Annotated in this window: 14 protein-coding genes; all 14 read right to left on the reverse strand. The window is 49.0% G+C overall.

Annotated features, from left to right (window positions below; translation table 11 throughout):
- Positions 1–41: 41 nt before the first annotated feature.
- A complete protein-coding gene (locus HMPREF9469_RS13965; RefSeq protein ID WP_007862976.1) occupies positions 42–1,136 on the reverse strand; it encodes a bifunctional glycosyltransferase family 2/GtrA family protein in 1,095 nt (364 codons plus the stop codon).
- On the reverse strand, positions 1,133–1,408 hold the full coding sequence (locus HMPREF9469_RS13970; RefSeq protein WP_007862978.1) for a hypothetical protein: 276 nt from the start codon (positions 1,406–1,408) through the stop codon (positions 1,133–1,135). The genes HMPREF9469_RS13965 and HMPREF9469_RS13970 overlap by 4 nt, the downstream gene beginning before the upstream one ends.
- Positions 1,401–2,468 (reverse strand): phosphodiester glycosidase family protein, encoded by a 1,068-nt coding sequence (locus tag HMPREF9469_RS13975; protein ID WP_007862980.1) that lies wholly within the window; start codon positions 2,466–2,468, stop codon positions 1,401–1,403. The genes HMPREF9469_RS13970 and HMPREF9469_RS13975 overlap by 8 nt, the downstream gene beginning before the upstream one ends.
- A gap of 36 nt (positions 2,469–2,504) precedes the next feature.
- On the reverse strand, positions 2,505–2,768 hold the full coding sequence (locus HMPREF9469_RS13980; RefSeq protein WP_082082539.1) for a S8 family serine peptidase: 264 nt from the start codon (positions 2,766–2,768) through the stop codon (positions 2,505–2,507).
- A gap of 330 nt (positions 2,769–3,098) precedes the next feature.
- The gene (locus HMPREF9469_RS32050; RefSeq protein WP_157140297.1) at positions 3,099–3,293 is read right to left on the reverse strand and encodes a hypothetical protein; all 195 of its coding nucleotides are present in this window, start codon (positions 3,291–3,293) and stop codon (positions 3,099–3,101) included.
- Between the two features lie 259 nt (positions 3,294–3,552).
- The gene (locus HMPREF9469_RS13990) at positions 3,553–4,341 is read right to left on the reverse strand and encodes a histidinol-phosphatase (protein ID WP_007862984.1); all 789 of its coding nucleotides are present in this window, start codon (positions 4,339–4,341) and stop codon (positions 3,553–3,555) included.
- 12 nt (positions 4,342–4,353) lie between these two features.
- Positions 4,354–5,226 (reverse strand): MBL fold metallo-hydrolase, encoded by an 873-nt coding sequence (locus HMPREF9469_RS13995; RefSeq protein ID WP_007862987.1) that lies wholly within the window; start codon positions 5,224–5,226, stop codon positions 4,354–4,356.
- Positions 5,227–5,260: 34 nt separating this feature from the next.
- Complete coding sequence (locus HMPREF9469_RS14000; RefSeq protein WP_007862988.1) at positions 5,261–6,088, reverse strand: carbohydrate ABC transporter permease; 828 nt, start codon at positions 6,086–6,088, stop codon at positions 5,261–5,263.
- Positions 6,085–6,939 (reverse strand): carbohydrate ABC transporter permease, encoded by an 855-nt coding sequence (locus HMPREF9469_RS14005; RefSeq protein ID WP_007862991.1) that lies wholly within the window; start codon positions 6,937–6,939, stop codon positions 6,085–6,087. Before HMPREF9469_RS14005 ends, HMPREF9469_RS14000 begins: the two co-directional genes overlap by 4 nt.
- 101 nt (positions 6,940–7,040) lie before the next feature.
- On the reverse strand, positions 7,041–8,447 hold the full coding sequence (locus HMPREF9469_RS14010; protein ID WP_007862993.1) for an ABC transporter substrate-binding protein: 1,407 nt from the start codon (positions 8,445–8,447) through the stop codon (positions 7,041–7,043).
- Positions 8,448–8,603: 156 nt separating this feature from the next.
- Positions 8,604–9,542, reverse strand: a complete 939-nt coding sequence (locus HMPREF9469_RS14015; protein WP_007862995.1) for an AraC family transcriptional regulator — start codon at positions 9,540–9,542, stop codon at positions 8,604–8,606.
- A gap of 100 nt (positions 9,543–9,642) precedes the next feature.
- Positions 9,643–10,689, reverse strand: coding sequence for a deoxyribonuclease IV (locus tag HMPREF9469_RS14020; RefSeq protein ID WP_157140298.1), 1,047 nt, complete (start codon positions 10,687–10,689; stop codon positions 9,643–9,645).
- A 93-nt stretch (positions 10,690–10,782) separates the two neighbouring features.
- Positions 10,783–11,370, reverse strand: a complete 588-nt coding sequence (locus tag HMPREF9469_RS14025; protein ID WP_007862997.1) for a hypothetical protein — start codon at positions 11,368–11,370, stop codon at positions 10,783–10,785.
- A 62-nt stretch (positions 11,371–11,432) separates the two neighbouring features.
- Positions 11,433–12,575: a mandelate racemase/muconate lactonizing enzyme family protein gene (locus tag HMPREF9469_RS14030; protein WP_007862998.1), complete on the reverse strand. Its 1,143-nt coding sequence runs from the start codon at positions 12,573–12,575 to the stop codon at positions 11,433–11,435.
- Positions 12,576–12,586 lie beyond the last annotated feature (11 nt).

Genomic DNA, 12,586 nt, shown 5'->3' on the forward strand with positions numbered 1-12,586 from the left:
CCAATGGACCGGTATCACCGGAACCAGCTGACGCGCCTCCTTTACTGTGCCTGCCTAATCTCCTTTTTCCCAAAAATCATAAACCGCTGTATGATAAAGCTGAGGGCAAATAAGGATAATTCCGCACACAGCTTTGCCCTTGCCTTCCCCATCCGCCCATATACCACCAGCCATGATAATAAAGCCGTATTGATACAGAGAACTGCCAGGGCCAAACTAAAATACTGCAGCCCTGCTTTTAGGCTGCTGCCCTTGTGATGAAATACATATTTTCGATTCCAGCAAAAATTGCAGCAGGCGCTGATGACCCGGGCAGCCGCGTTGCTGACCGCCACGGCTGCGACCATCTCTGCTCCAACCCGTGACAATCCTGCACAAAACAAAAGGAAAAGTCCATAATCCACGGCAAAGGAAGCCATGGAAGAACATGCGAATTTTATAATATTCCAATAGATCCGTACGGAGTCCCTTATCACCCGAAAATGGGATGACTCATTCTGATCCAAGTACACGGTCTCTATTCCCACCTCCTCAAATTTGATCCTTCTCTTTGACAGCTGCATCAGCGTGTTCATCTCAAATTCATACCGCTCTCCCCTGATGCGAAGCAGCAGGGGGATCAGCCGGACATGGAATGCCCGAAGGCCAGTCTGGGTATCACTGAGAAACGTACCTGTTACACAGTAAAATATAGCACACGTAATTGCATTTCCAAATTTGCTCCTGAAGGGGACTTCCCCTGAAAAGCTTCGGACTCCCAGAACCATCCGGTGTTCATACCCCTGGGCTGCATGCAGGACCCGCAGGATATCCTCCGCCTTGTGCTGTCCGTCTGCATCGGCGATAACGATCGTTTTTGCCTCTTTTCTGTTCTTTCTTATGTAGTCCAGCGCGGTCTTGACAGCCCTCCCCTTTCCTCTGTTCGTTCTATGGAACAGCACCGTGGCATATTCTGCTGTCCGCCCAAAGAGTGTGCACAATCCTTTTTCGCTGCCGTCATTTACAACAATGATCCCAATCCCAGGATACCCTGACAGTCCCTTTACCAGGGACAGCAGCCTGAAATCAGGTTCAAATGCCGGTATTACGACACAATTACATATCCCCGGCTCTCTGTTTTCCTGTGCTGCCCTCAATCTGATCCCTTCCCTTCCCCATCCGCCTCCTCTGCCCGTTTGGGGGCGGGAAGCCCTATCAGGACCGTCCCCTTTTCACCACACTGCTGCCAAACCCGGAGAATCCCATGAATCAGTACCAAGAAGCAGAATACGATCTGCACCGTATTTGAGACAAAACAATCCATAAATCCCATGAGAGGATTTAACTGGTCCAGTACCCACAGTGTGCCCACCCACAGGGACATGATGATCGTAATGTGTGGAAGTATCCGATCTATTTTCTTATTCATCTGATCCCGCCTTTCCAATATAAATTATGTCACTGATATCCCGTCCCCCGCCGGCCGGACGGTTTACATACTGCCCATCCCAGACCATGGATGAGGATTTTCCTCCATCCAGGTTATAGGCCAGCACGCAGCCCTCATCCTTCATGATCCTGGCAAACTCCGTCATTGACGCCCCTTTGGAATAACCTGCATTTCTTCCGTCCACCACCACAAATTTGTAGTGGCCCGGTGCCACATACCCAATCCCGCATCTGGGATTCTCATTATTCAGATAGGCGGTGGTCCGGAATGCCTCCTTTATCTCCCCATCCTCAAGCAGAGAGGGGCCAAAATTCCAGACCTGCCATACATCTCTTTCAAGGATTCCCAACCGGTTGAATTCTTCCGGTTCATAAACTGCCATGGTCCCGTCATAAAAAAGGACACAGATCTCCGCATCGCCCACTTCAGAGCGGTACAAGATTCCGTTTCTGACAACGATCCCGCTTTCACTGTTTCCATAGGAATCCCCGGATACTGCCAGAAGTGCCTGGTGATCCTCAGCCATCTCAAGAGTGGATTCCCTCATATTCTTGCCATAACTTCCAAGGGCAAAGGCCGTCCTTAGCTGCCGGATGGATGTCAGATACAAATCCGCCGTATAATAGGTAATGGCATTGTTCCCTGTTCCCAGACGGGTCTTCTTAACCCACACCTGCATGGTCCCATCGCTGATGGTATAAAGTTCTGTTTCTTCCTTTTCAGCCGTTTCCGGCTGTTCTGCATCCCGGTCCGAGGCAATTGACCTGGTATTGGAATTGCCGTTTCCGGGTCCGCCCCGGCGCTTTGTATTTGTTTGTTCCGGGGATCTTCGTTCCTGGTTCTTTGGTCCTGTGCCTTCACGGCCCTGCTGCGGGAGCTCAAATCCTTCTCCTTCCATCTCCCGGGTATCGAGGATCACCGTGCCTGCGTCCTTGTCCTTACGGGGCAGTATATAGAAATATAAAAGGAATCCCCACACACAGACCAGGGCAATGAGGAAATCGATGCAAAGTACCTTGATGAATTTTTTTCTATCCATGAATCCTCCTTTTCAGGGCCGCTTTAATAACTCTGACTAAGGGCCAGAAATATTCTCACCATAGGAATACACCAAGGCGGCTGCCGCGGAGACCATTGGCGCGGCCATGGAAGTGCCGGTCATATAACTGTATCCCTGATCTGCCGTGGTGCTGAGTATGTATGTACCCGGAGCCGCCAGATCCACGGAATCCGAACCGTAATTGGATCTGCCGCACAGTGTTCCGTCATAGCTTAAATTAGCCACAGAGATCACATTGGGAAGATCAAAGGATGCCGGCTGCCAAAAGTAAAACAGGATATCTGCCCTTCTTTTTTACCATCTCCGCTTATTTTCCTGCTGACATCCTAACAGCTTAAGCTGAAACACACCTTAAAAATCAGGGTGTAAAATCATGAACTATCTGTGAAACAAAAAAGATGCGCCAACGTGCCGGCCTTACCGGAACCTGTTGACACATCTCCTGATCCTTCTGTGGAATCATATAACACTTCTATCCTTCATCGTTTAATGGGCTCTCACCATAAAACCATTGGCACCTCCGTCTTAGCTTATTTGCATCCAGTCTTTTCATGGGGAAGTTTCATTTTCACATAACTTAAAAAATGATTTCATTGCGGTGGTCTTAATTCAATGGCCTTCTCCGGGAATCTCTGCCTCATACTTATCCTTCATCAGGAATACCGATAAAAGCTTTCCGATCAAAGTCAGCGCCTCCATCTGTTCCCTGGTCCACAGGCGGCAGATCTTACAATCATCAAACCCTACAAAACCGTAGAATTTGCCGTTTTCCCTGATGGCATATTGCAGTGTGGACAGGTGCAATACTCCATATCACTGCTGCTCTCAAAAAGATAGGTGCGGCTGACGCCGAACATCCCTCCGATCAGGGCCAGAACAGAATGTACTGCCTGGGAAAAATCCTTTGTCTCATATAAAATATCAAATATCCGAATGATCAGATACGGAAGGTTCCATTGTTCCGATCCATTGGAGTCAATCCCGGTCCTTCTTATGAGTACCCTTTCAGATGATCCGCAGGCAATTCCATCCATTTTTCCGAAAGACAAAACTGCCGCCTGAATCAGTCACAAGTTTGAGGTTCTTTAGGCGCGCGCAGACACGCCCGGTCCACCAGCTTTAGATGATATTTGTTTACCAGTTCTTCTGCAAATGAGAGGGCCTGGGGATTCCAAACCCGGTCCGGCAGATGGGCATCGGATCCAAAGATCACTTTGTTTCCCACCTCGCCTGCAATGCTCCAAAATTCCGGATTCGGATAATTCCTCTTATCTCCAATACCCAGGAAATTGATCTCCAGCGGTATGTCCAGGTCATTGGCACAGTGGCATAACTGGCGCATCCAGCGGCCATATACTGCCCGGTCCCCGGTAAAATTAATCAGGTCCGGATGGGCAAAATATGTAAAACATCCTGTTTCCAATGCTTCCTTTGACTGACCGCAGTATCTTGCCAAACGTTCCTGGGAGTCCGTGGGCGCTCCGCAATAAAAGTCATTCACTTCATTTCCAAGATAGTGCTGGGCCAGCAGAAAATATTCAATGGGGTACTGCCCTGTCATCTTAAGCAGGGCTTTAAAATACTTTGGATAATACTCCACTTCCAGCCCGATATGGATCTCAATATCGTCCTTGTATTCATCTTTCAGTTTCAGTATCGTATCCACATAATCCTCCAGCTGATCCGGCCTCATTTTCACATTGCTGACATATCCGCCGGAATATGGCATGGGTGTATGATCTGAAAATCCAAGAATCTTAAGCCCGCCCTCAATCGCCTTTTCTACGTATTCCCGTTCTGTGCCTGATGCGTGCATACAGCGCCAGGTGTGTGTGTGATAATTTGCAATCATGCTGTTCTCCAGTTATATCTCAATTTTCAGACCATCATAGGCCGGAGTGATGGGTGTCCCCTCCAGCAGTTTCTCCAGTTCTGAGTGGGGCGGGGTCTTATGTGGACTCATATGCGTCCAGTAAATCCGCTCTTTATTCTTCCATATCCCTGCGTCCTTAAAAAACTCCATGGCCTCCATGGCGTGGTCCCAATCCATATGATAATTTCCCTTATCCGCATTGCCAAAGGTCTGTTCCATAATGACTGCGTCAAATTTATGGGCGGCAATGCATTTCCTGGTCCTCTCCGTATACGGCCCTGAATCACTGGCGTACAAAAACGTCTTTCCCTGGGCTTCAACGATATAGATCAGACCCTTTGAACTGCCGCGGTCTATGTGGGAAGCTTCCATGGGCACAAACCTGACCCCGTTGCATTCATATTCCTGATACAGCTCCGGGACAATGAACTTAATTGCGAAATCTTCCAGATCCTGTCCGTTAAAATGATCCGCCAACGTATGGTATGTACACTGGTTTCCGTAGATATACAGTGTGGGCAGTTCCTGCTGCCTGCTATATCCCCGTTTAAACTTTTCCTCCTCCGACATGTCTGCCGCTTCCTTGGGACGGTAGCGCCAGTATAACAATTGGGGATAGAAATGATCCTCATGGGAGTGTGTTACCAACAGCAGCCTGGACGCCAGCAGATCAACTCCATAGCGCTCTCCCTGGGTAAATGTCTCCGGTGGAAAATCAATCAGGCAATCTCCTGCAAAATGGCCCGAACTGGTATGACGGATATTGCGCCCGCCCATTTTTCTTGCTTTTGTACAATACTCACACGTACACCATAACCCCGGGTACTGCTCTGCAGCTCCTGTGCCTAAAAATGTGAACTCCACTGTATTTTCCTCCTTGTAGCTCTTAATATCATGCTCAGCCTTTCATGGCTCCTGACAAAGCGCCTGAAAGTATATATTTCTGTCCAAATGTAAACAGCAAAAGGGTTGGCAGCATAACGATGATCACGCCTGCCATCATCACATTGTAATCCGCGGATTCCGCATCCAGCAGCATACCGATGCCGATCTGGACCGTGCGCATTTTATCCGTATTTGTCACCAGCAAAGGCCACATATAAGCGTTCCATGCATTAATGAACGTGTAGATCCCAACAGCCCCCATGGCGCCTTTGGACAGCGGGATCTGGATCGCCAGAAGGAAACGAAGGCTGCTGCACCCTTCCATGGAAGCCACCTCATACAGCTCTCTGGGTGTCTGCAAAAACGCCTGGCGCATAAAAAAGATGGTGGTGGCAGATGCCAGGGATGGCAGGATCATTGCAACATAGGTGTCCAACAGGCCCAGCTCCCCCATTGTAAGGTAATTGGACAGGACAATGGACTCCCCCGGTATCATCATGGTTGCCAAAATGGCCATAAACAGTACATTTTTCCCTTTAAAATCAAAGTAGGCAAATGCAAATGCCGTGATACATGCCAGAAAGACCTGTCCAACCGTAATGCATACCGCAATGATTACCGTATTGACCAGATAGCGAAACAGGGGCGCTCTCTGAAATGCCGTAACGTAATAAGAAAGGTCCGGTTCATGGGGAATCAGCTTCAGCGGCTTGCCAAATATCTGGGACAGCGGTAAAAAGCTTATATCCAGCGCATACAGGATAGGACATAGAATAACCAATATTACCAGTATCTGCACCGCCAAAAAACAGGTTCTCCCTATGCGGGTACTCGGTCTCATTGATAGAACACCCCCTTCTTTTCTGCCTTAAACTGAATGATGGAAATGATCAGCAGTATCACAAAGAATACGATCGACTGTGCACTGGCATATCCCCAGCGGTTGCTCACAAAAGCGGATTCATAGATCGAATACGCCATCACAGATGTGCTTCCCCCTGGACCGCCCTTTGTCATCAGCTTGACCTGGGTAAAGATCTGAAAGGCATTGACTGTATTGATCACCAGAAGGAAAAACAGCGTGGGGGAGATGCAGGGCAGCGTAATATGCCGCACCGTCTGCAGATAGCCCGCTCCTTCCAGCCTGGAACATTCGTAAAGCTCATCCGGCACTGACTGGAGCCCTGACAGTACATAGATAAAATTCATACCGGCCGTCAGCCAGCAGGTTGTGATAATGATCATAAGCATTGCATGTATCCGGTCACCGGACCAGCTGATCGGCTTTCCGATCACGGAATTAATAAGGCCGGCAGTGGGGTTAAACATCATAAGCCAGATCATGGCCCCGCAGGCATAGGAGATCGACATGGGCAGGGCAAAGATGGTGCGGATGGGGCTGGTTTTCTTTTTCCGGTTATCCGCGAGAAGCCCTAAGGTTACCCCGATCAATAATTCCAGTGGAACCAGACAGGCTGCAAACACAAAGGTGGTCCGAAAGCTTTTCCAAAACTGCTCTGCCCGGAACAGGGTATGGAAATTTTTCAATCCCGCGAATTTGACGATTTCTCCCATGGAATTAACGGAAGAAAGGCTCATTACCACGGTGCGGATCAGGGGATAGAATGTAAATACCCCAAACAGGGCAAATACCGGCAGCAGATACAGATAGGGTTCCAGCTTTTTCGTCACCTTTCTGTCAGCTTTTTCTTCATACTACTCATAAGCAAACTCCTTCTTCCCAGATCAGGCCTGCCTCAGGACATAGGCCTGACCCGGCCCGCATTCTTGTACTAGAAGTTAATATCATTGTATTCCTCAATCAATATATCGATCTCTTCAGCCGACTTGCTGATACATTCTTCCGGTGTTATCTCTCCAAGCATCATCCGTTCCAGATAGCTGGAATAAATCTCCCTTGCATCCACCAGACTGGCATATAACGGACCATATCCCATGTTGGGAGACTCATTCACCGTATCGATCACGGCCTGGTACTGCGGATATGTTTTCAGTGTTTCCTTTACGGCATCCTGGTTTAATGCCTCCCCTGTAACCGGGAAATATCCTGTGTTTGCAAATATGTATCCCTGTGCTTTTGGGGAGATCAGATACTTGACAAAATCCGCGATCCCTTCATTCCTGCCGTCACCCTTTCCGTTATCACAGATATAAACAGAGCCGCCGCCAAGGGTGACACCGCCGTTGGGGGCATCCGCCGTCAGTCCCGGGAACTTACATACGCCAAGTTCATAGGCGCCGCCGATGGTTTCTAAGGATGAACGGATGGAGCCTGAAGAGTCACACATGATCACCGCGTCTCCTGACCAGAAGGCCGCCCGGTTGGCCTCAATGGTAAAACCAACATCAGCAACATACCCCTTTGCCACAAGTTCCTGGAACTTGGAGGCGATCTCCACCGCCAGCGTGCCGTCAGCAAATGTTGTTTTTGTTGCTCTTCCCGTGCGCCCGTTGCCATTATCTACCATTGGATATTTTTGCTGTACCATGGGCTGTTCAAAGCACCAGATCAGGTTTGAGCAAAGTGCGATCCCTGATTTGGACAGGCCCTGATCCATCACCTTCCGGGAAATGTCGGCAATGTCATCCCAGCTTTGAGGACCGTTCTCATAACCGATCTCCGAGAGGACGGTCTTGTTATAATAACAGACCGGCACGGAGGTATTTAAGGGCATGGAATAAAGCTGGTCGTCAACCGTGTAATAGTTAAGCATGTTTTCTTCCAGTCCGGATATATCAATATTGTAATCGTCAATGATCTGCTGCATGGGAATGATAAAGCCGCTGTCGATCATGGTCCTTGTTCCTGCCTCATAGATCTGGACCAGATCCGGTCCGTCCTGTGTGCGCATGGATGTCTTTAACTTATTCAATGATTCCTGGTATGAGCCCTGATACTGAAGGTCCACAAAGACTTTATCCTGGGAATTGTTATAATCATCGATCACCTGCTGGATCACCTCTCCGGCCTGTCCGGATAACCCGGTCCAGAACACAAATGTCTCTTTTCCGTCCGCGGCTTTCCCCGTACCGCTTCCCGACTCCTTTTTGCTGTCCGCTAAGACCCCTTTGCTGTCTGCTGTATTTTCTTTGTTATCAACCTTTGCCGGTGCGCAGCCGCTGATTGCCGATGCCGTCATTACCGCTGCAAGAGCCGCCCCAATTAAATTTCGTTTCATACGCTTACCTCTCCAATCTGAATCTATGGTTTGTTGATGCCTTCCTACACAACTGGTTTCCGGAAACAGTTCCTGTAGATTGAATTATACTAATTATATCATTCCTCCCCATTATATCCTTGATGTTATTGTTGCTTTCATTAGACTTTTTTGCTGTTACCTATACTTTTCCCTATATTTCTTTACCAGTTCCATGCTTTGCTCCGGTGTATAAAACCGTTCACTGGAATGGATGCTGTGTTTAAACATTGTTTCGTTCCCCACCCTTTCCAGTAATTTTTTCCCATATACTTCCGGTGTGACTCCGGTACGGCTGACAAATGCTTTTGAAAAATACCGGTAATCAGAAAAGCCGCATTCCATGCAGATATCCAGCATTTTGTACCGGCCTGTGGCCATCATCTTACATGCGGCGCTGTACCGGACCAGGTCCACATATTCGCGGAAACTCTGATGCATGGCGCTCTGGACAAAATGTGAGATATGGCTCAGTGACCGTCCCTCCCTTTCTGCAAAGTCAGACAACCGTATATTATTCTGGTAATTCATATTGACAAATTGGATCAGACGCTTCAGCCTTGCATTCTGATTCTTTTGGATCTGGCTTTGCTCCTCTGTAAGCACGCGGTAAGGAAGGTAGGATAACAGCGTATAGAGAAACAGCCGGATCTGGCTTCTGCAAAAGAATTCATAAAAGGCAGGCTGTGTCAGGTACTGCCATGTCACATCAAGCAGGGTCTGCTCTATATCCTTATAGATTTCTTGCGGCAGACTGTTCACAAAATACTGGTCAAAATGGATATGTTCAAACTCCGGCACGTCCTCGGCCACCAGATCCGGCGAGATCTGGATCCCAAGCAGGGTACAGCTTTTCCCCGTGGCCTTGATCTCATGGGGCTGTTCCGAATTCATCAGGACCATCTCCCCCTCCCGCACCGTACATCGGTCATTGCCCACCTGTACTTCCAGGTCGTCCTCCAATGCCCACATAACTTCGATATCCCGGTGAAAATGGGAGGTCCGATAATCAAGCGTATTAAAATACAGTCTTACACATTTAACAGTCTGGTGCAGGTTAATATTATGTTCGCTCATTACCTTCTCCTTTTTATAAAAATATTCCCGGATCTTATTAACTTCCGTATCCGTATTTCTTTTTACATAGTAGCACGTAATGAGCCAAATCTCACTAACATTAAAAATCTGCGCCCGGGTATGTCTTACTTATCCCATTTTGCTCTGAAATTTTATCACTGACAGATCCCCATACATATTGTTTCCTCAGCTTTTTTATTTCCTGTGCATGTCCGGCCAGGTCCGTGGGCGTCTCTAATATAAAGGGCAGATGACACAGACGCGGGTGGTTGATGATCCTGATGATCGTGTCCTCCCCGATGTGCCCCTCCCCTATCAGTGTATGCCGGTCCTTGTGGCTTTCCCTGACATTCATGCTGTCATTGATGTGAAATGCTTTCAGACGGTTTAATCCGATGAGACGGTCAAACTGTTCCAGCGTCTCATCCAGCCGGTCCACAATGTCATATCCCGAATCCCACATGTGGCAGGCATCCATGCAGACTCCGATGTGATCTTTTTGGGCCACCCGGTCCAGAATCTCCTTCAGTTCTTCAAACCGTTTTCCCACCTCGCTGCCTTTCCCGGACATGGTTTCCAACAGCACCGTGGTCTTCATGTCCGGGAACATCACATGGTTCAGCCCCTGGGCGATCTGTTCAATGGCGCTGTCCAGGGGCTGGTCCAGCCGGCTGCCCGGATGAAGGTTGTACAGATTTCCCGGCATCAGTTCCATCCGCTGCAGGTCCTCCCCCATCATCCGGGCGGAAAGCTCTCTCAAATGCCGGCTTGACGAACAGAGATTCAGCGTATACGGAGCATGGGCTATAAACGGTCCAAATCCATGCATTTGCAAAATATCCAGGAATGTCTCGATCTCTCCCGGTTTTAACTCCTTTGCCCTGGCTCCCCGGGGATTGCGGATGAACATCTGGAATGTATTTGCGCCGATTTGGACCGCGTCCTTTGCCAAAGCGGCGTACCCCTTGGCAACTGAAAGATGGGTTCCGATTGATAATTCGTTTATGCATATTTCGCTGGCCGGCGTTTCGCTGGCCGGCGTTTCGCTGACCGGTGTTTCGCTGGCCGGCGTTTCGCTGGCCGGTGTTTCGTAAGTCAATGTCTCATGTTCCTTACAATGTTTTTTGCACCTATTATAATTTTTCATATTGATATTATCTTTCTTAAAAGCTCAATTATGTATATAAAAAACATTCCCGGCCAGGAAGAATCCTTACCGGGAATAAATATTTATACTCTTTTAAATCAGTTGAATCCTGTACGCGGTCGTCTGCGGTGGAATACTTGCCGTCATAAAATTGGCATGGGTGATCCTGGCCATCTGGCCGGGCCGGAGGGAATGGATACTGATAGGTCTCCCTGCCCGGTCTGTGATCGGCGTGGTGCTTGGAACACTGAACCTGATCTGGCTGTTTATATCACCGCGGTTTCCAGTGTAAATAAAGCCATTGCATGCATCCACATCCACAATCCGGTCTGTTGTCACCGAAGTCTCCTGACCCCTGCTTCGCACAACAATCATAAACGCATTGGATTGAGGCGGGATACTTCTTGTCATGCGGGAAGAAAAAACGGCATTGATCCACATTCCCGGCTGAATCCGGCACAGGCCCACACTCTGTCCAAAAGAATTTATAATAACTGTATTTCTGTTTATGTTCAGCTGTAGGGTCTGGATGGAAACCATTTGTCCGGCTTCCGGCATGGAATAAGAGATCAATATGGTTCCGTTTGAATTGTTGGTACAGGAGCTGTCCTCCACAAATGCATTATCAATACGCAGGGCATTTCCCTGCCGGACGATGGTTCCTCTGGGGTCGTTGTTCATAGCTATCCTTAACTAATACGTTGTTTACTATTATAGTATGAGGATTTTGGCAACCTGTTCCACTATACGTCATATACCCCGCCGTCATAGGCAGTCTGGGCGGAAATGCTTCTCTGTCTGGGCGGGAACTTCTCCGTAAGGTCTTTTGCCAGCTCAATTCCGATTCCCGGTGCATCCGGGATCACAATGTATCCATCTTCCTCCCGGAACGGTTCGGCGGTCATCTCCGCCTCGTTTCCCTGGTGATAAAAGGATGGGAACTCCTGGATGGCAAAATTGGGGATGGCCGCGTCCAGCTGCAGGCAGGCTGCGGTGGAAACCGGACCCAATGGATTGTGAGGCACGATTTTGGCATAGTTCGCCTCCGCCATGGCCGCCACCTTTTTGGAGGGAGTCAGACCACCCAGGGCGCAGACATCCGGCCTGAGGTATCTGGCCGCCCGCTTCTGTAGAATTGTTTCAAACTCCTGTATATTGATAAAGCGCTCTCCTGTTGCCACCGGAATACTTGTGCCCTTGGCAACATCCGCCATAGCCTCCGGGCTGTCCGGGGGGATCGGATCTTCCAAAAACAGGGGTCTGTAAGCCTCCACCCCTTTTGCAAATGCAATGGCCTCACAGGGATCCATACTGCGGTGGCATTCCAGGATCAGGTCAAAATCTCTCCCCACCGCTTCCCGGCAGGCCCTCACCCGCTCTATGTAACCTTCCACCTTGCTGTTATAAATACCGGATGACCGGTCCGCCTGGGTCCTGGTGATATCACCTGTGATCATCAGACGGGCCGCATCATATCCCTTCTGTTTTAAATTCACGCAAAATTCAGCCATTTCCTCCGGCGTATAGCAGAAAACCGCCTCGTAGCTTCTCACTTTATCCCGGCATTTTCCTCCCAGCAGTTCGTAAACCGGCACGCCCAGCGCCTTACCCTTTATATCCCAGAGTGCAATATCAATGGCGGACAGGGCGCTCATGATCACCGATCCCCTGAAATACATGCTGCGGTACAGATAATTCCAGTGGTGCTCAATCTGAAATGGGTTTTTGCCCAGAAGATAGCTCTCAAAACGTCTCAGCACTCCCTCCACTCCGTCTAAAAAGCCCCAGGCCCCGGCCTCGCCCGTACCGTGGATCCCCTCATCCGTGCTGATCCTGATAAATAAATATTTGCTTGCCGGAATGATCTCCAAACCAGTAATCTTCATAATATGGTCAC

Origin of the sequence: [Clostridium] citroniae WAL-17108 (genome assembly GCF_000233455.1) — a bacterium.
Classification (GTDB): domain Bacteria; phylum Bacillota; class Clostridia; order Lachnospirales; family Lachnospiraceae; genus Enterocloster; species Enterocloster citroniae.